A 20375-nucleotide genomic window follows, 5' to 3' on the forward strand; every position below is an offset into this window, starting at 1 on the left:
CGTGGATACGGAGGCGCCCCCTCACCCGCCCGAGCTTCGCTCGGTCGACCTCTCCCCGCGTGCGGGGAGAGGTGAAACTCCTCCGCGGCGCTCCTAACCGCGGCGGCTCACTCCGGGAGGTGAGACGGATGCTGAAGGACAAGGTCAAGGCGCTGTTCGAGGAGCCGGCCTGCGGAAAGAACCAGGCCAAGTCCGAGAAGGACCGCAAGGCGGGCTGCTCCAAGCCGCTCACGCCCGGGGCCGCCGCCGGCGGCTGCGCCTTCGACGGGGCGAAGATCGCGCTCCAGCCGGTCACCGACGCGGCGCATCTGATCCACGGCCCGCTCGCCTGCGAAGGCAACTCCTGGGACAATCGCGGCTCCGGCTCGTCCGGTTCGGACCTGTGGCGCCGCTCCTTCACCACCGACCTGACCGAGCTCGATATCGTCACCGGCACGGGCGAGAAGAAGCTCTACAAGGCGATCCGCGAGATCAAGCAGCGCTTCGAGCCCGCCGCCGTGTTCGTCTACGCGACCTGCGTCACGGCGCTGATCGGCGACGACATCGACGCGGTGTGCAAGGCGGCGGCCGCCAAGTACGGCGTGCCGGTCATCCCGGTGCAGAGCGCCGGCTTCGTCGGCTCCAAGAACCTCGGCAACAAGATCGCCGGCCAGGCGCTGCTAGACCACGTGATCGGCACGGTCGAACCGGACGACGTCGGCCCGACCGACGTCGTGATCCTGGGCGAGTTCAATCTCGCCGGCGAGTTCTGGCAGGTGAAGCCGCTACTCGACCGGCTCGGCATCAAGGTGCGCGCCTGCGTGCCGGGCGACGCCCGCTATGCCGAGATCGCAGCGGCCCACACGGCGCGCGCCACCATGGTGGTGTGCTCGACCGCGCTGGTCGGCCTCGCCCGCCAGATGCAGGAGCGCTGGGGCATCCCGTATTTCGAGGGCTCGTTCTACGGCGTGCTCGACACCTCCGAGTCGCTGCGCCAGATGGCGAAGCTCCTGGTCGCGCGCGGCGCGCCGGCCGATCTGATCGAGCGCACCGAGGCGCTGGTGACCGAGGAGGAGGCGCGCGCCTTCGCGCGGCTCGAGCCCTACAAGGCGCGACTCGCCGGCAAGCGCGTGCTGCTCAACACCGGCGGCGTCAAGTCGTGGTCGGTGGTCGCCGCGCTGATGGAAGTCGGCATGGATATCGTCGGCACCTCGGTGAAGAAGTCCACGACCGAGGACCGCGAGCGCATAAAAATCCTGATGCGGGAAGACCCGCACATGTTCGAGTCGATGGCTCCGCGCGACCTCTACAAGATGCTGGCCGACGACGAAGCCGACATCATGCTGTCGGGCGGCCGCACCCAGTTCATCGCGCTGAAGGCCAAGACGCCCTGGCTCGACATCAACCAGGAGCGCGTCCATCCCTACGGCGGCTACGACGGCATGGTCGAGCTGGTGAAGCAGATCGACATCGCCCTCCGGAATCCGATTTGGGAGCAGGTGCGCACCCCCGCGCCGTGGGACGCCGACGGCAACCTGATCGAGGCCGTGGTGAGATTCCCCGCGACGGGCACCTCTTCACCTCTCCCCGGCATGGTCGAGCCCGACGACTCCTTCGCGGCCCGGCACCGGAAGAAGTTCGCCGAGAGCCGGGTCGACGGCACCGATACGGCCTATCTCGCCCATCATCGGAAGAAGTTCGTCGGCCGCGAAGCCGACGACATCGGGGACGACTGAGCCATGGCCACGGTGACGACCCATCAGAAGGCCGCCAGCGTCAACCCGCTGAAGTCGTCGCAGCCGCTCGGCGCGGCGCTTGCGTTCCTCGGCGTCGCCGAGGCGATGCCGCTGTTCCACGGCAGCCAGGGCTGCACGTCGTTCGCACTCGTCTTGTTCGTGCGCCACTTCAAGGAGACGATCCCGCTCCAGACCACCGCCATGGACGAGGTGGCGACGATCCTGGGCGGCGCGGATCACCTCGAGGAGGCGCTGCTCAACCTGAAGAACCGCACCAAGCCGAAGCTGATCGGCGTGTGCACGACGGCGCTGGTCGAGACCCGCGGCGAGGACTTTTGGGGCGACATCAAGCAGATCAAGCAGAAGCGGGCCGAGGAGCTCGCCGGTACCGACGTGCTGCTGGTCCACACGCCGGACTTCGATGGCTCGATCGAGGAGGGCTACGGCAAGGCCGTGGCGGCGCTGATCGACGGCCTCGTCCAGCCGGTCGCGGCCGAGACGGCGCGCTCCGCCACCAAGGTCGCGATCCTTCCGGGCTGGCACCACACCGTGGCCGACATCGACCACATCCGTGACACGGTGGAGAGCTTCGGGCTCGAGCCCGTGATCGTGCCGGACATCTCCGGCTCGCTCGACGGCACCGTGCCGGGGCGCTGGATCCCGACCACCTATGGCGGCACGACCGTCGAGGCGATCCGCGGCGTCGGCGACGCCGCTCACTGCATCGCGATCGGCCGCCACGTGCGCCGCGCGGCGGAGCGGCTGTCGGCGATCGGCGGCGTGCCGTTCACGGTGCTGGACACGCTCGGCGCGCTGGAGGCGAGCGACCGCTTCGTCGCGCTCCTGTCGAAAATCTCCGGCCGGCCCGTGCCGGCGAAGCTGCGCCGCGCCCGCAGCCGTCTGCAGGACGCGATGCTCGACGGCCACTTCCACTTCGGCGGCAAGCGCGTCGCCGTCGCGGCCGAGCCCGATCATCTCTATCAGCTCGCCACCTTCTTCGGCGGGATGGGGGCCGAGATCGTCACCGCCGTCACCACCACGGGGCATTCGTCGATCCTCGAGCACGTGCCGGCCGAGACCGTCACGGTCGGCGATCTCGACGACTTCGAGCAGCTCGCCGGGGCTGCGGGCTGCGACCTTCTCGTCACCCACAGCCACGGCCGCCAGGCCGAGGAGCGGCTCGGCGTGCCGCTGATGCGGGTCGGCTTCCCGATCTTCGATCGGCTCGGCAGCCAGCATCGCCGCACCGTTCTCTACGACGGCGTTCGCGACCAGATCATCGAGGCCGCGAACATCTTCCAGGCGCACCAGCGCATCAACACCCCCGAGAGTCTCGACCCGTTCCGGGATCGTGGAGAGACCCATGTCGGCCATTCGCAAGTTGCGCATCATTGATCAGGACGAAACCGCACCGGCCGGATCGGCCGGCGCCGTGCGGGTGGCGATCGCCACCCAGGACCGGAAGGGGCTGAACGCCCATTTCGGCTCGGCCCGCTGCTTCACGGTCTACGACGTGACGGCGCAGGGCTGGACTCACGTCGAGACCATCACGTGCGACGACGTGTCGGACGAGCAGGGCAAGCACCAGACCGACGGCGAGGATCGCATCACCCCGAAGGTCGATGCGCTGAAGGGCTGTCACCTGCTGTTCTGCGTCGCCATCGGCGGGCCGTCCGCGGCAAAGGTGGTGGCGGCCAAGATCCATCCCATCAAAATGCCGGCGCAGCCGATCGACGCGGTGCTGGAGCGCACCCGCGTGATGCTGGAGGGCGCACCGCCCCCATGGCTGCGCAAGGTGCTGGCGAATGCCGGCCTCGCCGGCGACAAGCCGTCCTTCGTCGACGACGACGAGTGAGCCCGGAGCCCGCACGATGACCGACACCACCACGGCCCGCGACCCGGCCGTCGCCGACCTCGAGGCGCTGGCGACGCCGTTCCTGCAGAGCCTGGTCCGGCTGATCCGGGCGCAGGACTCCTACGGCGCCTGGGACGGCAAGTCCGACGCGCAGATTCTCGCCGCCTACATCGTCACCAAGGAGCAGCGTCGCGCCATGCCGATCATGGGCGACCCCGATCCCGACGTGCTGTGGCGCATCGAGCAGTTCTACGGCGCCATCGGGCTGGCCATCGAGCAGGGCACCGGACTCGTCGCCAGCCCGATGATGAAAATGCATCACGAGGGCTTCGGCCGGATGATCCTCACCACCGGCCGGCTCGTGGTGCTCACCAAGCATCTGCGTGACGTGCATCGCTTCGGCTTCGACAGCCTGGCGGCGCTCGCCGCCGAGGGCACCAAGCAGGTCGCCGCCTGCACGGCCATCATCGAGAAATTTCCCGAGGTCGCGCGCGCCTGAGGCGCCGCGTCGTCAGCGCGGCGCCGCCGCGAAGGAGACAGCGACATGTTCACGACCCGCGACGGCAGCCCCTGGGAGCCCGCCTACATCACCGCCATCGACGGCAACAAGTGCATCGGCTGCGGCCGCTGCTTCAAGGTGTGCTCGCGCGACGTGATGAACCTGATGGGGGTCAACGACGACGACGAGCTGGTCGCCTGCTCGGGCGACGACGATGACGACGAGGAGTTCGTCCGCAAGGTGATGGTGCTGCACCAGGCCGGCAATTGCATCGGCTGCGGTGCCTGTGCCCGGGTCTGCCCCAAGAACTGCCAGACCCACGTTCCGGCCGGCGCGCTCGCGGCGGCCTGACGCCATGGCACCCGCGGCCTCGCCCGTCCACGCTGGCCCGGTCCCGCCCGGCTTCTGCCGCGACGCGGCCTGCGGGGCCCGCAGCGCCGCCGCCATCTATCGCGGGCTCACCGGCTGGTGGCCGGCCGAGGTCAGCATCCACGACGACGACGACTTCGACGCGCACGTGTTCGCGTCGCTGATCGCCGTCGCGGCGTCGGAGGGCGGCGCCGTGCATCTGCGGCTCGGCCTCTCGGCGGCCGAGCTGAAGCGCCTGGTCGGGCGCCGCTTTCCCGGCGCCACCATCCTGCTGCGTCCCGACGACGGCGAGACGGTGCCGCACGACGACGAGGTCGCGATGGTGCACGACCTCCTGCGCGCCTATGCGAGCCGCGACGACGAGGACGCCCGCTGGCTCGCCGCCATGGTGGCCCGCCGCGCCGTCGAGCCCAATCATCTGTGGGAGGATCTGGGCCTGCGCGACCGCGGCGAGCTGACCCGGCTGCTGCAGCGGCATTTTGGCGCGCTCGCCGCGAAGAACACCCGCAACATGCGCTGGAAGCGGTTCTTCTATCGCACCATGTGCGAGACCGACGGCTTCGTGATGTGTGCGACGCCGGTGTGCTCGCACTGCGCCGATTTCGAGGCCTGCTTCGGCGAGGAGACCGGCGAGAGCCGCCTCGCCCGCGCCCGCCGCGACGCGCCGCCGCCGCTGTCGTGAGGCGCGTGCTCTCGTAGCCCGCTCTCTCGTAGCCCGCATGAAGCGCAGCGGAATGCGGAGGCCGGGCCACGAGGCCACCCCGGACTGCGCTTCGCTCCATCCGGGCGACGGCTCTTCCCCTCATGGTGAGGAGCGCGATGCAGTCGCGCGTCTCGAACCATGTGGCCAGCGAACAGCTTGGCCACCCGTCATCCGGTCTCCGTCATGCCCGCGCTCGTCGCGGGCATCCACGTCCTTTCTGACATGCGCCGCGCAGGACGTGGATGGCCGGGACGCGCCCGGCCATGACGAGGACGGCGCTTGCGACAAACCCGACATGCGTCGTCCGCAGGGCGTGTCGGCTTTGCGACGGCGGGCCGACGCGGGCGCCGCCGCGGGTCCAGCGCGATCGCAGAAACCGTTGAGTTGTCGGCATATCTCGAGCGTCCGCGGCGCTGGCACGGCAGTTGCTGATCGGTCCTCCAGCCGGAGCTGGAAGGAGCCCCCCGAGATGATCACCTTGTCGACCGAAGCCGCCGCCGCCGTGAAGACCGCGATGTCGCGCGCCGGCAAGCCCGACGCGGGCTTGCGGGTGATGATCGAGACGGGCGGTTGCGCCGGCAACAAGTACATGATCGGCCTCGACGCCGCGCCGCGCCCCGACGATGCCGTGATCGAGTCGGGCGGCGTGAAGCTGTTCGTCGATCCGCAGTCGCAGCCGCTCGTCGCGGGCCTCACCATCGGCTTCACCGAGACGCTCGCCGGCAAGGGCTTCACGTTCGAGAACCCGAACGCGGCGTCGAGCTGCTCCTGCGGCAAGTCGTTCGGCTGAGGAGCGCGGTCCCATGCACGGAACGCTTCCCGCCTCCGAGATCCCGGCTGCGCCGCCCGTCCTCGATCCGGCCGCGGCCGCGGCGCTGCGTGAAAAGCTCATCGCCGACGCGGTCGCCGAGCTGCGTCCCAACATCCAGAAGCACGGCGGCGACTGCGAGCTCGTGAAGATCGAGGGCACCACCGTCCATGTGAAGCTGACCGGCAACTGCGTCGGCTGCGTCCTCGCCTCGGTGACGATCCAGGGCGTGCAGGGCCGGCTGATGGCGAAGCTCGGCTTCCCGATCCGCGTCGTCCCGGCCGCTTAGACCAGAGAGAGCAGGGCGCCCGATGACCCCCGTCTACCTCGACAACAACGCCACCACGCGGGTCGATCCCTGCGTGCTCGAGGCGATGCTGCCGATGTTTTCCGAGGTCTTCGGCAATCCGTCCTCGGCGCATTCCTTCGGCGCATCCGCCAAGACGGCCGTGACGACGGCTCGCGAGCAGGTGCGGGCGCTGGTCGGCGCCGTGCATGCGGACGAGATCGTGTTCACGTCGGGCGGCACCGAGAGCGACTCGCTCGCGATCCTGGGCGCGCTCGCCGCGACCGCCGGGGCAGGGGGCGCGACGACCGGTCGCAGCGAGGTCGTGATCAGCGCGGTCGAGCACCCGGCCGTCAAGACGCTCTGCGCGTCGCTGACGAAGACCCGCGGCCTCGTCGTGCACGAGATTCCGGTCGACGGCCGTGGCCGCATCGACCGCGACGCCTACGCGGCGGCGCTGTCGATGCGCACTGCGCTTGCTTCGATCATGTGGGCCAACAACGAGACCGGCACGATCTTTCCGGTCGCCGATCTGGCCGCGCAGGCCAAGGCCGCCGGCGCGCTCTTTCACACCGACGCCGTCCAGGCGGTCGGTCGGCTGCCGCTGGGGGTCGCCGAAAGGATGATTGATCTTCTTTCGCTCTCCGGACACAAGCTCGGCGCGCCGAAGGGTGTCGGTGCGCTCTATGTCCGTCGTGGCGTGAGGCTCGGCGCCCAGACGATCGGCGGAGCACAGGAACGGGGTCGGCGCGCCGGCACCGAGAACGTGCCCGGCATCGTCGCGCTCGGCGCCGCCTGTGCGCTGGCGGCCGAGCGGCTCCCGTCCGACACCCCCCGGATCGCGGCGTTGCGAGACTCTCTGGAGGCCGGGCTTTTCGCCCGGATCGCCGAGGCAAGAGTGCTCGGCGATCCAGACTCTCGCGTCGCCAACACGACCAGCATCGCTTTCGCCGAGGTCGAGAGCGAGGCGGTCGTGCGCCTGCTCGATCGCCGCGGCATCGCCGTGTCGTCGGGCTCCGCCTGTGCGGCCGGCTCGGTCGAGCCCTCGCACGTGGTGCGGGTCATGGGCGTGCCGGAACGGTTCGCCCGCGGCGTCGTGCGCTTCTCGCTGTCGCGCGACACCACGGCGGACGACATCGCACGCACCGTCGATTGCGTGAGCGACGTGATTGCCGAACTGCGGGCCGACGCCCTCGATCCCGCGGCCTGAGGAGTGAACCGATGACCCGATCCGTCGCCGCCCCGACGACGCCCGACAGTCGTGCGCCCCGTGTCGTCCTCAACGACACGACGCTGCGCGACGGCGAGCAGGCGCCGGGCGTCGCCTTCACGGCCGACGAGAAGGTGGCGATCGCCTGTGCGCTCGCCGCGGCCGGCGTCCCCGAGGTCGAGGCCGGCACGCCGGCGATGGGCCCGCAGGAGATCGCGGCGATCCGTGCCGTCGTCGAGGCGAAGCTGCCGCTCACCGCCATCGCCTGGTGCCGCATGCGCCGCGAGGACGTCGACGCGGCGCTCGCCGCCGGCGTCTCGATGGTCAACGTGTCGCTGCCCGTGTCGGACGTGCAGATCGCCGCCAAGATCAAGGGCGGCCGCGAGGCCGGCCTCGCCATGCTGGCCGACGTGGTCGGCTACGCCCGCGCGCATGGTCTCGAGGTCGCGGTCGGCGGCGAGGATTCGTCCCGCGCCGACGTGACGTTCCTGGCGCAGGTGGTGGCGGCCGCGAAGGCCGCCGGCGCCCGGCGCTTCCGCATCGCCGACACGCTCAGCGTCCTCGATCCCTTCACCACCCGCGCGCTGGTCTCGGCCGTGCGTGCCGCGACCGACCTCGAGATCGAGTTCCACGGCCACGACGACCTCGGGCTCGCCACCGCCAACACGCTCGCCGCCGTGCAGGCCGGCGCGACGCATGCCTCCGTCACCGTGATGGGGCTGGGCGAGCGCGCCGGCAACGCGCCGCTGGAGGAGGTCGCGGTGGCGCTCAAGCAGCTTTATGGGCGGGATACGGGGGCCGTGTTCGAGAAGCTCGCCGACGTCGCCGCCGTGGTGGCGGCCGCCGCGGCGCGGCCGATCCCGGTCGACAAGGCGATCGTCGGCGACCACATCTTCACCCACGAGTCCGGCATCCATGTCGACGGGCTCCTGAAGGATCACCGCACCTACCAGGCGCTCGATCCCGGCCTGCTCGGCCGCGCCCATCGCATCACCATCGGCAAGCATTCGGGGCTGGCGGCGATCGCCATGTCGCTCGCCGAACTGCGCCTGCCGGCCGAGGAGCACGAGCTGCCGGCCATCCTGGCGCGGGTGCGAGAGCGGGCCGTCGCTGTCAAGGGGCCGGTGGGCGAGGACGCGCTGCGCGCCATCTGGCGCGAGGTCAAGACCCCGATCCGGCGTGTCGAGGAGGCGCTGCAATGAGCATGTGTGGAAACCACGGCGTCGTCGTGCCGGACGCGATGGCGAAGCTGCGGAAGGCCGAGTCGGCGGAAGAGTTCTTCCAGATCCTCGGCGTCGCCTACGACCCTCAGGTCGTCAACGTCGCGCGCCTGCACATCCTCAAGCGGATGGGCGAGTACCTTTCGGGCGACGAGCTCGACGGCATCCCCGACATGATCGCGCTCGCCCGCTGCAAGAGCGTGCTGGAGCGCGCCTACGAGGAGTTCGCCGCCTCCTCGCCGCTGGAGAAGCGCGTGTTCAAGGTGCTGAAGGAGGCGGTCGAGCCGAAGGCGCCGAAGAACTTTGTTCCTCTCGACGATCTGAAGTGAGCCGCGCCGCGGCGCGACGCGCCGAGCCGTGGCGAGACCAAGCGAGCCGGGCCGGGCTGGACATGATCACACCGGCCCCGACCCACACGTGAGCGAGACCGCCATGCACATCGTCGTCTGCATCAAGCAGGTCCCGGACTCGGCGCAGATCCGCGTCCATCCGGTCACCAACACCATCATGCGGCAGGGCGTGCCGACCATCATCAACCCCTACGACCTGTTCGCGGTCGAGGAGGCGCTTCGCCTGCGCGACCAGCACGGCGGCACCGTGACGATCCTCACCATGGGCCCGCCCATGGCCGAGGAGAGCCTGCGCAAGGCGCTGACCTTCGGGGCCGACCGCGCCGTGCTGCTCACCGACCGGTTCTTCGCCGGCTCCGACACGCTGGCGACCTCGTTCGCGCTCGCCACCGCGATCAAGAAGATCGGCGAGACCTACGAGCCCGTCGACATTGTCTTCACCGGCAAGCAGACGATCGACGGCGACACCGCCCAGGTCGGCCCCGGCATCGCCAAGCGGCTCGGGCTCAACCAGCTCACCTACGTGTCGAAGGTCTCGGCCCTCGACCTCGCCGGCCGCAGCATCGACGTCGAGCGCCGCGCCGAGGGGGGCGTCCAGGCGCTCAAGACCGCGCTGCCCTGCCTGATCACCATGCTGGAAGGCACCAACGAGATCCGCCGCGGCTCGCTGCCCGACGCGCTGCGCGCCGCCCGCGCCGAGATCGTCACCTGGAGCGCCAAGGACGCCGGCATCGAGGACGTGACGCGCTGCGGCCTGCGCGGCTCGCCGACCGTGGTGAAGCGCGTGTTCGCGCCGACGCCGCGCTCCGAGAAGGCCAAGATCATCGAGGTGTCGCAGGCCCAGCTCAAGGCGACCCCGAAGGAGCAGCACAAGACGCTGCTGCCCGAGACGCTGATCGACGCGCTGTTCGCGCATCGCCCGACGCTCGAGGAAGAGCTGACCACGCTCGCCCGCGGCTACTGACCAGCGGCACCCTCAACCCGATCCGGAGACCACGATGGCCGAGCAGAAACCCGCCCCCGCCGCCGGTGGCCGCGCTTCGATGAAGAAGGAGCTGCCGGAGCGGTTCCGGAATCACAAGCACGTCTGGGTGTTCATCGAGCAGGAGCGCGGGCACGTCCACCCGGTCTCCTGGGAGCTGATGGGCGCCGGCCGCATCCTCGCCGACAAGCTCAAGGTCGAGCTCGCCGGCGTGATAATCGGGCCGCCCGGCGAGGCGACGCTCGCGGCCGCCCAGGAGGCCGCCTGCTACGGCGCCGATCTCGTCTACACGGTGACCAACCCGGTCTTCGCCGACTACCGCAACGATCCCTACACCAAGGCGCTCACCGAGGCGGTCGAGACCTTCAAGCCGGAGATCCTGTTGCTCGGTGCGACGACGCTCGGCCGCGACCTCGCCGGCTCGGTGGCGACCACGCTGGCAACGGGCCTCACCGCCGACTGCACGGCCCTCGACGTCGACCCCGACGGCTCGCTCGCCGCGACCCGCCCGACCTTCGGCGGCTCGCTCCTGTGCACCATCTACACGCTCAACTTCCGGCCCCAGATGGCGACCATCCGGCCGCGCGTGATGCCGATGCCGGAGCGCGTCGAGCGCCCGCTCGGCCGCCTCGTCGAGCATCCGCTCGCGATGGCCGAGGAGGACATCGTCACCAAGGTGCTGAAGTTCATCCCGGACCGCGACCAGGCGAAGTCGAACCTCGCCTATGCGGACGTGGTGGTGGCCGGTGGCCTCGGCCTCGGCTCGCCGGAGAACTTCCAGCTCGTCACCCAGCTCGCCTCCGTGCTCGGCGCCGAGTACGGCTGCTCGCGCCCGCTGGTGCAGAAGGGCTGGCAGCCGGCCGAGCGGCAGATCGGCCAGACCGGCAAGACCATCCGGCCGAAGCTCTACATCGCGGCCGGCATCTCGGGCGCGATCCAGCATCGGGTCGGCGTCGAGGGGGCCGACCTGATCGTCGCCATCAACACCGACAAGAACGCGCCGATCTTCGACTTCGCCCATATCGGCGTCGTCACCGACGCGCTGCATCTCTTGCCGCAGCTCACCGAGGCGTTCCGTCACCGCCTGTCGGCCCATATCCGCGATCGCATCGCGAGCTGAGGGAAACCGCGCCATGACCGAGAAGTTCGACGCGATCGTCGTGGGGGCCGGCATGGCCGGCAACGCCGCGGCCTACACGATGGCCAAGCGCGGCCTGAAGGTGCTGCAGCTCGAGCGCGGCGAGTATGCCGGCTCGAAGAACGTGCAGGGCGCCATCCTCTACGCGGCCCAGGTGGAGAAGCTGATCCCCGAATTCCGCGAGGACGCGCCGCTCGAGCGCCATCTGATCGAGCAGCGCTTCTGGATGATGAGCGAGACGTCACACACCGGGCTGCATCACCGCAACGACGAGTTCAACGAGGAGCGGCCGAACCGCTACACCATCATCCGCTCGCAGTTCGACCGCTGGTTCTCGCGCCACGTCCGCGACGCCGGCGCCGTCGTGCTCACCGAGACGACCGCGCTCGAGCTGCTGAAGGACGCGAAGGGCAAGGTGGTCGGCGTGCGCACCGACCGGCGCGACGGCGAGGTCTTCGCCGACGTCGTGGTGCTGGCCGAGGGCGTCAACGGCCTGCTCGGCACCCGCGCCGGCCTGCGCGAGCGGCCGAAGCGTGAGAACGTCGCGCTCGCCGTCAAGGAGATGCACTTCCTGCCGCGCGAGACCATCGAGGCGCGTTTCAACCTGAAGGGCGACGAGGGCGTCGTCATCGAGGCGGCCGGCACCATCTCCAAGGGCATGGCCGGGATGGGCTTCATCTACACCAACCGCGAGAGCATCTCGATCGGCATCGGCTGCCTGGTGTCGGACTTCGCCAAGAACAACTACGCGCCCTACGAGCTGCTGGAGAACTTCAAGAAGCATCCCTCCGTGGCGCCGCTGATCGAGGGTTCCGAGGTGAAGGAGTATGCCGGCCATCTGATCCCGGAGGGCGGCTACCGGGCCGTGCCGGAGCTCGCCGGCGACGGCTGGGTGGTGTGCGGCGACGCGGCCCAGCTCAACAACGCGGTGCATCGTGAGGGCTCGAACCTCGCGCTCGCCTCCGGCCAGATGGCGGGCGAGGCGATCGCCGACCTGAAGCAGCAGGGGGCCGAGCCGACCAAGCGCAACCTGGCGCTCTACCGGACCCGCCTGACCGAGTCGTTCGTGATGAAGGACCTGAAGAAGTACAAGGACCTTCCCGGGCTCCTCCACCACAACACCCAGAACTTCTTCCTGACCTACCCGCAGCTCGTCGCCAAGGCGATGGAGAACTTCGTGCGGGTCGACGGCACGCCCAAGATCGAGGCCGAGAAGCGGACCTTCAAGTCCGTGCTCGCGGCGCGCTCGCTCACCGGACTGGTGGGCGACGTCGTCAAGATCGCGCGGGCGTGGCGATGAGTTCGATCACCGACGCGACCACCTTCGTACCCCCACTCGCACCCGGAGGCGCCCGATGACGACCGAGCCCGAAGTCAAGGTGGAAGACAAGCTCTACCAGAACCGCTACCGGGTCGATTCCGGCAACCCGCACATCACCATCAAGCCGCACGAGACGCCGTCGCCCGAGCTGCTGGCGCTGGTGAAGGTCTGCCCGGCGCACTGCTACACGCAGAACGACAAGGGCCAGGTCGAGGTGGCGCACGACGGCTGCATGGAATGCGGCACCTGCCGGGTGCTGGCCGAAGACAATGGCGACATCACCTGGACCTATCCGCGCGGCGGCTACGGCGTGCTGTTCAAGTTCGGCTGAGGCGCGGACGCGGTTCTCACAAGCTGGAGCCTGGTAGGGTGGGCAAAGCCGCGGCACGCGGCGGGCCCACGCCGTCTCGCGCCGACGCTTCGAGCTGATCACATCGACTGCATGGGCACGGCGCTGCCGCGCCTTTGCCCATCCTACGGCCCGAGTCCTGTGGCTAAGGCCGCGGCTTGTTCGCCGGCGCGAACGGCAGCGGCGTCGGCAGCTCCGGCGCGGCGGGCTCGCGCGGCGGATGAGCCGCCCTGGCCCGCAGCGTCGCGGCGATGCCGAGGAGCCGCGGCGCCTGGTTGCGGATCTCGACCGCGACCTCGCGGTCGAGCCGCTTGAGCCAGCTCGCGGGAATCGCGTCGACCCCGTAGGTGGCGCCGGCCAGCATGCCGACGATGGCGCCTGTCGTGTCGGCGTCGCCGCCCTGGTTCACGGTCTTCACCACCGCCTCCTGGAACGTCGTCGTGGTGAAGTAGAAGTGCAGCACGGTGCGTAGCGTGTCGACCACATAGGCGCTCGATTGTCCCGGCGAGACCTCGTAGCGGAAGCCGCGATGCTGGGCGACGAGCGCGTCGGCGATGTCGCGAACCTCGTCGCGCCGGGCGCCGGCGAGGAGCCGGTGCAGCATCGTCAGCAGCGTCAGCGAGGCGGCGTCCGACAACGGGTGGTGATGCGTGGTGCGGCCCTGCGCGACGCACCACTCGGCGCCGATCTCCGGACATCCGAGCGTGGCGAGCGCGACCGGCAAGAGCCGCATCGCCGCGCCGTTGCCGGCGTCGCCGTCGAAGAACGGCCCCTGCACCGAGCCCTCGGTGAGGAAGCGGCGGATGCCGCGCCGGCAGGTGTTGCCGACGTCGATCGGCCCGGAGCGCAGCCAGCGGGCGAACTCCTCGCACAGATCCTGGAGGTCGAGCGTCTCCTTGCGGATCAGCGAGCGGCCGAGCGCCAGCGCCATCTCGGTGTCGTCGGTGACCTGGCCGGCGGCCAACCGCAGCCAGCCGCCGCCGACGATGCGATCGTGCACGCCGTAGCGCGTGGCGATCTCACCCTTGGTCATGAACTCCACGGTGCCGCCGAGCGCGTCGGCCACGGCGAGACCCAGGAAGGCGCCGAGCGCCCGGTCGTCCAGGGTCGGTGCCAGCATGCCTGATCCTAAACGTAGCTCGCCTTCACGCGATAATCACCGCCGATCACCAGATACTCGCCCTCGCCTTTGAGCGGATGGCGGGCGAGCAGCGTGTTGAAGAAGGCGATCTTGGCCACCGGCACCTGCGCGGTCAGGATGATGTCGCCGAAGCAGTCGGCGACGTCGCGCTCCGACGTGAACGAGGCCAGGTTGTTCATGCGCACCACGGCGTTGCGCTTGTCGGCGCGCTCGACGATCTGATGCTCGTCGAAATCGTTGACGCCGCGATAGAGCGTCACGTGGCTCTTGCCCGGCGCCACCATGGTGGCGAGCGCCCACTGGCAGAACTCGTAGACGAGGTCGAGCTGGGTGAAGATCGCGTTGTTGTGGAATCGGCTCGACATCTTCTCTTCGACATAGGTCGTCCAGCCGTCGCCCGTGGTGCGGTCGATGATCTGCTTGTGGAAGGTCGGGAAGATGCCGAAGCGGCTCTCCACCCAGCCTTTCATCACGGCGCCCTCCGGGCTGTTCGAATCGTAGCCCCAGCCCTTGATCAGGCGCAGGAACGACGAGCGGTAGCGGCGCGGCCCGCGCGGCCGGCCGTCCGGCTCGGGCTCCTGCTGCTCCGGGTCGAGACCGAACATCGCCATCATGTAGCTGGCGAAGGCGATCCCGGCGTCGGGCAGGTCCGGGGCGTGCGACAGCATCTCGAACAGGCTCCGGTTCATCTCCCGCACCCCCGAGATCCGCAACGGAACCGGGTGCTCGTTGAAGGCGCAGCTCGCGACGAGATCGGTCGGCAGGCCGACCAGATTGGTCGAGTGTCCGAGAAAGCTGCGCCCCGGCATTCGCCTTCGTCCTTGCAAGTGTCGGGCCGCGGATACCGCTGTCGCGGGACGGCCGGTGCGGGGGGTGGGTCGAGATGCGATCGGGTACGTGTCGGCAGCGGACGGTCGCGGGGGTGCGAGCCGCCGGGTTTCGCCTCATGAGCCATGGCGTCGGGCGCGCGCCCTGATCTCGGTCAAGATCCGCATTGGCCCTCATCCGCGCGGCGTGATGCGGGTCGCGACGCGAGCCGCGACTCGAGCCGCGACACGGCCGCGACGGAGACGATCGGGAGCGGTGAATAATGTAACGACAGGGCGTGACGGAGGTGCTTCCATGGGAACCGATCAATCGAAAACCATACGCTTTCGGTGATCTGTCATTGCTTGGCGAAATGGGATTGCCCCTGCGCGGCCGAGCCCAATTCGGCGGCATGCCTAAACAGGGGGCGTCGCGAAAAAAATTTGCCGAACCGGCGGGCGACGGATTGTGCCCGTTTCAAGTCATGATAATCAGATTGGATCGAAGTTTCGGCCGAACGACTTGGCCATGTATGCGGGCCCCGTTCCTGCGACTGACCGACGAGATCTGACTGAACACTCGAGAAACCCGCCGCGGGCGGCTCGCTGTCCGCGGACCTAGACCTGCTCGTCAGTCGAAAGGACGTCCATGAGCACTGGCACCGTGAAGTGGTTCAACGCGCAGAAGGGTTACGGCTTCATCCAGCCGGACGATGGCGGGAAGGACGTGTTCGTTCATATCAGCGCCGTCGAGCGCGCTGGCATGACCAATCTGCGTGAAGGCCAGAAGCTGTCCTACGAGCTCACCCAGGACCGTCGTACGGGCAAGAGCTCGGCCGACCAGCTTCGGGCCGTCTGAGCCTGCACTGCCCGAAAGCCCGCCTCGGCGGGCTTTCTCGTAAGTCGGCCCGAATTCTCTTCGAGGGCTTTGTCGGCGCCAGCTTGCGCGACGCTCTCGTGCCTCGTCGCGGCGCTGCCATTCGGCTGCGCCGTTTTTTTTGGGGGGGGGGGCCGATCCGGGCCGCTGCCCGGCTCGCCCGACCGGTTTCACTGTAAGCAACGCGCCGAGATGTCGCGCCGCGGGACGTCGCGTCGACGGTGATGCCGTCGACGTTCGACCGTGCGGTGCGGACGCGGCGTCGCCCCGAACGCCGTCAGGCTTTCACGGCTGCCGGCTTGCGCGCGGCGGCCGGCTTGGCCGGCGCCTTCTTGGTCGTGACCGCGCTCGCCGCCGGCTTGGAGACAGTCGTCTTGGCGGCGGCCGGCTTTGCCGCGGGGGCTTTGGCGCCCGGCTTGGCGGCCGTCTTGGCGGCGCTCGCCGCCTCGGTCGGCTTCATCCGAAAGAGCTGGTAGCCGGCCGAGGCGATCGCTTTCTCGATCGCGGTCCGCGACAGCTTGTGCGGCGGATCGCGGTCCGGCCGCACGACCCCGGTCGAGAGCCACGGGCCGAGCCGCTCGGGGAGCTTGCTGCCGGAGGAGTCGCCCGCGAAGGCCCGCAGGTCGCTCGCGGTCTCCGACTCGAACATGAACAGTCGCATGGTCTTGCCTTTCTCCCCCTCCCGGACGCCGCGGCGGAACGGCACGCGGCCGCCCCGTGGCGGTCAGGGCCGCCGGGAGACCGGCGGCGACGGATCAGCGACGGCGGAACTGCTGACGCTGCGGCGGTCGGCGGGCGCCACCGGGGCCGGAGTTGGCCTCCTTGTGACGGAAGATGATCCGGCCCTTCTCGAGGTCGTAGGGCGACATCTCGACGATCACGCGGTCGCCCGCGAGCGTCTTGATGCGGTTCTTCTTCATCTTGCCGGCCGTGTAGGCGATGATTTCGTGGCCCGTATCCAGCGTCACCCGGTAGCGCGTGTCCGGCAGGATTTCGGTGACCAGTCCCTCGAATTCGATCAGCTCTTCTTTCGCCATCGCTGTGCTCCGATGAATTTCAGCGCTCGACGCTGTGTCCGGTGTCGCGGCGGCCCGGCGTGCCCCGACGCAGGAACGCCACCTGATCGAGCGCGGCCTCCACGGCGGGTCCGCTGGTCCGCTGGGCCGGACGCTCGGCGAGCGGCGCCCCGACGCGCACCGGGGCCGGGTGGTGACCGCCGTTGCGATGCGGCCGGCCGCCCTTGTCCTGGCCGTTCGGGCGCTGCTGGCCCTGCACGGCCGGTCGCTCGGCGCGCGGATCGTACGAACGGGTGCGCTGCGGCTGCGCCTGGTGGTCGCGATTCGGCTGCGCCTGCTGGCCGCGGTGCCGGTTCTCCGGCTGGCGATCCGACCGGCGGCCCGCCTCGCGGGGCTCGCGGTGCGGATGCTGCGGCGCCGCGCGGGTCGCCTCGTCACGCTCCCGCCGCGGCTGCTCGCCACGGCTCCGGTCGCGATCCGGCATGCGGCCACGGCCGCCGTCGCGGCGTGTCTCGCCGCTCGCGCGGCGCGGCTCCCCGTCGGGCCGGGACTCGCCGCCCCTGCGGGACCCACCGCCGTTGCGGCCGCGCGCCTCCTGCTGGCCGGACCGCGAGGCCGGCAGCGGACGGCCGCCGGTGCGGCGGTCGGTCGCCGGGATGGCGAAGCGAATCAGCTTCTCGATGTCGCGCAGGAACGGCAGCTCCTCGCTGTCGCAGAACGAGATCGCGATGCCCTCGGCGCCGGCCCGTGCGGTGCGGCCGATGCGGTGGACGTAGCTCTCGGGGATGTTCGGCAGGTCGTAGTTGACGACGTGCGACACGCCCTCGACGTCGATGCCGCGGGCCGCGATGTCGGTGGCGATCAGGATCCGCACCTCGCCGGTGCGGAACGCCGCCAGCACGCGCTCGCGCTGGTTCTGCGACTTGTTGCCGTGGATGGCGGCGGCCGCGATCCCGGCCTTGTCGAGGCCGCGGACGACCTTGTCGGCGCCGTGCTTGGTGCGGGTGAAGACGAGGCAGCGGTCGATCGGCTCGCTCGCGAGCACCTCGGCGAGGATCTGCGGCTTCGCCGCCTTGTCGACATGGACGATGCGCTGGTCGATGCGCTCGGCCGTGGAGGCGGCCGGGGTCACCGACACGCGGGCCGGGTCGCGCAGCATTTGGGCGGCGAGCTCGGCGATCTGCTGCGGCATGGTGGCCGAGAAGAACAGCGTCTGCCGATCCTTCGGGAGCTTCGACACGATCTTCCGAATGTCGTGGATGAAGCCCATGTCGAGCATGCGGTCGGCCTCGTCCAGCACCAGCACCTCGACGGCATTGAGCCGCAGGGCGTTGCTGTTCACGAGGTCGAGGAGGCGGCCCGGGGTGGCGACCATCACGTCGAGGCCGGGCAGCACGGCGCGCACTTGGCGGCCCATCGAGACACCGCCGATGGCGAGGTCGGAAGCGACCTTCATGTGGCGGCCATAGGCCCGGAAGCTGTCGAGGATCTGGCCCGAGAGCTCGCGGGTCGGGCTGAGCACCAGGACGCGGCAGCTCTTGCGGATGGTCGGCTTCGGGTCGGTGTGCAGGCGGTCGAGGATCGGCAGCGCGAAGGCGGCGGTCTTGCCGGTGCCGGTCTGGGCGATCCCGATCACGTCACGCCCTTGGAGGGCGAGGGGGATCGTCTGGGCCTGGATGGGAGTGGGGGTGACGTAGTTCTCGTCGACGAGGGCGCGAGCGATCGGCTCGGCCAGTCCAAATCCCTGGAAGGAAGTCAAAGGGTGCTTTCTGTTCTGCGATAGGGCCCGGGCGCAGCTCTGGCGCGCCGCGTGCAGCGGATGAACGGGACATCCCGCGTGGTCTGGGCTGCCTTCGGGTGGCGGATCGGGCCGAAACCGTTGATTGTTTCGTTCACGCGGCCCATGGGGGACCAACCGGAGGTCGGTCAATCCGCTCTGCCGTCTATATGATCCATTTCGTCGCGGAATTCAAGCTTGGTCGGCGGTAAAATGAGAGGGGCGCGCAGCTTGCGGTTGTTAGGTGCGTCCGAAGATTGCAGGGCGTACTCGTCTTAACCTCTCCCCGCGTGCGGGGAGAGGTCGGATTTCGCGCCGTCGGGCGTGAAATCCGGGTGAGGGGGCGTTTCCGCGAGTCACTGCCCTGCTGCAAAGCCCCCTCATCCCGACCTTCTGCCCGCGCGCGGGGAGAAGGAGCGCGGGCGCCGTGCCATGTTTTACAGCGCCGCTCCTCGTCCTACTCCGCCGCCACCTTCGGCAGGGCGTCGAGCGAGGCCTCGAGAGCTGCGGCGTCGTAGTCGCGGTCCTCCAGCTTGCCCGACAGGTAGTCCGTGTAGGCCTGCATGTCGAAATGGCCGTGGCCGGACAGGTTGAACAGGATGGTGCGCGGCTTGCCCTCGGCCTTGGCGGCGAGCGCCTCGTCGACGGCGGCGCGGACCGCATGCGTCGATTCAGGCGCCGGCACGATGCCCTCGCTGCGGGCGAACAACAGGCCGGCCTCGAAGCACGGGTTCTGGTGCACGGCCTTCGCCTCGATCAGGCCGAGCTCCTTGGCGTGGCTCACCAGCGGCGCCATGCCGTGATAGCGCAGGCCGCCGGCGTGGAAGCCGGGCGGCATGAAGCTGGAGCCCAGCGTGTGCATCTTCATCAGCGGGGTGAGATGCGCGGTGTCGCCGAAGTCGTAGGCGTAGGTCCCGCGAGTCAGCGTCGGGCACGCCGCCGGCTCCACCGCGACGACCCGCACGTCCTTGCCCTCGCGCAGCTTCTTGCCGAGGAACGGGAACGCGATGCCGGCGAAGTTCGAGCCGCCGCCGGCGCAGCCGATGACGACATCGGGCCAGAAGCCGGCCATCTCCATCTGCTCGATCGCCTCGAGGCCGATGACGGTCTGATGCAGGGCGACGTGGTTGAGAACGCTGCCGAGCGCGTAATTGGTATCGGGGTTCTGGGCTGCGACCTCGACCGCCTCGGAGATGGCGATGCCGAGGCTGCCGTTCGAGTCCGGGTTCTGCGCCAGCACGGCGCGGCCGGCCGCCGTCTCCATCGAGGGGCTCGGGATGCAGGTCGCCCCGTAGGTCTCCATCAGGGCCCGCCGATAGGGCTTCTGATTGTAGGAGACCTTGACCATGTAGACCTTCACCTCGAGGCCGAAGATCGACCCGGCGAAGGCGAGCGAGGAGCCCCACTGGCCGGCGCCCGTCTCGGTCGCGAGCTTCCGGATGCCGGCCTCGCGATTGTAGAAGGCCTGCGCCACCGCGGTGTTCGGCTTGTGGCTGCCGGCCGGCGAGACGCCCTCGTACTTGTAGAAGATGCGGGCCGGCGTATCGAGCGCGCGCTCGAGCCGCACCGCGCGATGCAGCGGCGCCGGCCGCCACAGCTTGTAGATCTCGCGCACCGGCTCCGGGATCTCGATCTCGCGCTCGGTCGCGACCTCCTGCCTGATCAGCTCCATCGGGAAGATGGCGGCGAGATCGTCGGGGCCGATCGGCTTGCCCGTGCCCGGATGCAGCACCGGCGGCGGCGGCGCCGGCAGGTCGGCCGCGATGTTGTACCACGCCCGCGGGATGCGGTTCTCGGGCAGCAGGAACTTGTAGGTGTCGGTCATGCGTTCGGGTCTTTCGGGGTTGATGGTCGGGCCGGCTGTCCGAAGTGAGAGCCTGCCGGTTCGCTCCGTCACCCTCTCCCGTGGGGAGAGGGTCGGGCGCGAGCGTCAGCTCGCGACCGGGGTGAGGG

22 protein-coding genes are annotated in these 20375 nt (G+C 69.7%); 16 read left to right on the plus strand and 6 right to left on the minus strand.

What is annotated here, in order from left to right:
* Window positions 1-128 precede the first annotated feature (128 nt).
* The 15 genes from nifE (at window position 129) to ABTU92_RS12450 (ending at window position 12787) form a co-directional block, all read left to right on the plus strand.
* The gene (gene nifE, locus ABTU92_RS12380; protein ID WP_408091007.1) at window positions 129-1715 is read left to right on the plus strand and encodes a nitrogenase iron-molybdenum cofactor biosynthesis protein NifE; all 1587 of its coding nucleotides are present in this window, start codon (window positions 129-131) and stop codon (window positions 1713-1715) included.
* Between the two features lie 3 nt (window positions 1716-1718).
* On the plus strand, window positions 1719-3110 hold the full coding sequence (nifN, locus tag ABTU92_RS12385; protein ID WP_408091009.1) for a nitrogenase iron-molybdenum cofactor biosynthesis protein NifN: 1392 nt from the start codon (window positions 1719-1721) through the stop codon (window positions 3108-3110).
* Complete coding sequence (nifX, locus tag ABTU92_RS12390) at window positions 3079-3570, plus strand: nitrogen fixation protein NifX (protein ID WP_408091011.1); 492 nt, start codon at window positions 3079-3081, stop codon at window positions 3568-3570. Before nifN ends, nifX begins: the two co-directional genes overlap by 32 nt.
* Window positions 3571-3586: 16 nt before the next feature.
* Entirely contained in the window at window positions 3587-4069 is a 483-nt protein-coding gene (locus tag ABTU92_RS12395) for a NifX-associated nitrogen fixation protein (RefSeq protein ID WP_170145828.1), read from the plus strand.
* A gap of 45 nt (window positions 4070-4114) precedes the next feature.
* Window positions 4115-4420 (plus strand): ferredoxin III, nif-specific, encoded by a 306-nt coding sequence (gene fdxB / locus ABTU92_RS12400; RefSeq protein WP_408091013.1) that lies wholly within the window; start codon window positions 4115-4117, stop codon window positions 4418-4420.
* A gap of 4 nt (window positions 4421-4424) precedes the next feature.
* Window positions 4425-5120 (plus strand): nitrogen fixation protein NifQ, encoded by a 696-nt coding sequence (locus tag ABTU92_RS12405; protein WP_408091015.1) that lies wholly within the window; start codon window positions 4425-4427, stop codon window positions 5118-5120.
* Window positions 5121-5610: 490 nt separating this feature from the next.
* Window positions 5611-5931: a HesB/IscA family protein gene (locus ABTU92_RS12410; protein WP_378477182.1), complete on the plus strand. Its 321-nt coding sequence runs from the start codon at window positions 5611-5613 to the stop codon at window positions 5929-5931.
* Window positions 5932-5944: 13 nt separating this feature from the next.
* Window positions 5945-6238 (plus strand): NifU family protein, encoded by a 294-nt coding sequence (locus ABTU92_RS12415; RefSeq protein WP_408091017.1) that lies wholly within the window; start codon window positions 5945-5947, stop codon window positions 6236-6238.
* Between the two features lie 22 nt (window positions 6239-6260).
* Window positions 6261-7445, plus strand: coding sequence for an aminotransferase class V-fold PLP-dependent enzyme (locus ABTU92_RS12420; protein ID WP_408091019.1), 1185 nt, complete (start codon window positions 6261-6263; stop codon window positions 7443-7445).
* A gap of 11 nt (window positions 7446-7456) precedes the next feature.
* Entirely contained in the window at window positions 7457-8647 is a 1191-nt protein-coding gene (gene nifV / locus ABTU92_RS12425) for a homocitrate synthase (protein ID WP_408091021.1), read from the plus strand.
* A 2-nt stretch (window positions 8648-8649) separates the two neighbouring features.
* Window positions 8650-8994 carry a nitrogenase stabilizing/protective protein NifW gene (gene nifW, locus ABTU92_RS12430; protein ID WP_408091102.1) on the plus strand — a complete coding sequence of 115 codons (345 nt, stop codon included), beginning with the start codon at window positions 8650-8652 and terminating at the stop codon, window positions 8992-8994.
* 103 nt (window positions 8995-9097) lie between these two features.
* Window positions 9098-9979, plus strand: coding sequence for an electron transfer flavoprotein subunit beta/FixA family protein (locus ABTU92_RS12435; RefSeq protein ID WP_408091104.1), 882 nt, complete (start codon window positions 9098-9100; stop codon window positions 9977-9979).
* Between the two features lie 34 nt (window positions 9980-10013).
* Window positions 10014-11117 carry an electron transfer flavoprotein subunit alpha/FixB family protein gene (locus ABTU92_RS12440; RefSeq protein WP_408091023.1) on the plus strand — a complete coding sequence of 368 codons (1104 nt, stop codon included), beginning with the start codon at window positions 10014-10016 and terminating at the stop codon, window positions 11115-11117.
* A 13-nt stretch (window positions 11118-11130) separates the two neighbouring features.
* Window positions 11131-12435, plus strand: coding sequence for an FAD-dependent oxidoreductase (locus ABTU92_RS12445; protein WP_408091025.1), 1305 nt, complete (start codon window positions 11131-11133; stop codon window positions 12433-12435).
* A 55-nt stretch (window positions 12436-12490) separates the two neighbouring features.
* The gene (locus ABTU92_RS12450; RefSeq protein ID WP_408091027.1) at window positions 12491-12787 is read left to right on the plus strand and encodes a ferredoxin family protein; all 297 of its coding nucleotides are present in this window, start codon (window positions 12491-12493) and stop codon (window positions 12785-12787) included.
* A 163-nt stretch (window positions 12788-12950) separates the two neighbouring features.
* Here ABTU92_RS12450 and draG read toward each other — a convergent pair whose 3' ends face one another.
* Both draG and ABTU92_RS12460 read right to left on the minus strand, forming a co-directional pair.
* Window positions 12951-13925 (minus strand): ADP-ribosyl-[dinitrogen reductase] hydrolase, encoded by a 975-nt coding sequence (draG, locus tag ABTU92_RS12455; RefSeq protein WP_408091029.1) that lies wholly within the window; start codon window positions 13923-13925, stop codon window positions 12951-12953.
* Between the two features lie 8 nt (window positions 13926-13933).
* On the minus strand, window positions 13934-14755 hold the full coding sequence (locus ABTU92_RS12460; protein ID WP_408091031.1) for an NAD(+)--dinitrogen-reductase ADP-D-ribosyltransferase: 822 nt from the start codon (window positions 14753-14755) through the stop codon (window positions 13934-13936).
* Between the two features lie 646 nt (window positions 14756-15401).
* On the opposite strand from ABTU92_RS12460, the gene ABTU92_RS12465 reads away from it, so the two are divergent.
* Window positions 15402-15611: a cold-shock protein gene (locus tag ABTU92_RS12465; protein WP_111357322.1), complete on the plus strand. Its 210-nt coding sequence runs from the start codon at window positions 15402-15404 to the stop codon at window positions 15609-15611.
* 295 nt (window positions 15612-15906) lie between these two features.
* On the opposite strand, the gene ABTU92_RS12470 is transcribed toward ABTU92_RS12465, so the two are convergent.
* The 4 genes from ABTU92_RS12470 to ABTU92_RS12485 all read right to left on the minus strand — a co-directional run bounded on the left by ABTU92_RS12470 (window position 15907) and on the right by ABTU92_RS12485 (window position 20247).
* Window positions 15907-16290: a hypothetical protein gene (locus ABTU92_RS12470; protein WP_408091033.1), complete on the minus strand. Its 384-nt coding sequence runs from the start codon at window positions 16288-16290 to the stop codon at window positions 15907-15909.
* A gap of 94 nt (window positions 16291-16384) precedes the next feature.
* Window positions 16385-16666 carry a translation initiation factor IF-1 gene (infA, locus tag ABTU92_RS12475; RefSeq protein WP_111360226.1) on the minus strand — a complete coding sequence of 94 codons (282 nt, stop codon included), beginning with the start codon at window positions 16664-16666 and terminating at the stop codon, window positions 16385-16387.
* Window positions 16667-16685: 19 nt separating this feature from the next.
* On the minus strand, window positions 16686-18404 hold the full coding sequence (locus ABTU92_RS12480) for a DEAD/DEAH box helicase (protein WP_408091035.1): 1719 nt from the start codon (window positions 18402-18404) through the stop codon (window positions 16686-16688).
* Window positions 18405-18879: 475 nt separating this feature from the next.
* The gene (locus tag ABTU92_RS12485; RefSeq protein ID WP_408091037.1) at window positions 18880-20247 is read right to left on the minus strand and encodes a TrpB-like pyridoxal phosphate-dependent enzyme; all 1368 of its coding nucleotides are present in this window, start codon (window positions 20245-20247) and stop codon (window positions 18880-18882) included.
* Between the last annotated feature and the right edge of the window lie 128 nt (window positions 20248-20375).

The organism is Rhodoplanes sp. SY1 (assembly GCF_046000175.1).
Taxonomy (GTDB): Bacteria; Pseudomonadota; Alphaproteobacteria; order Rhizobiales; family Xanthobacteraceae; genus Rhodoplanes.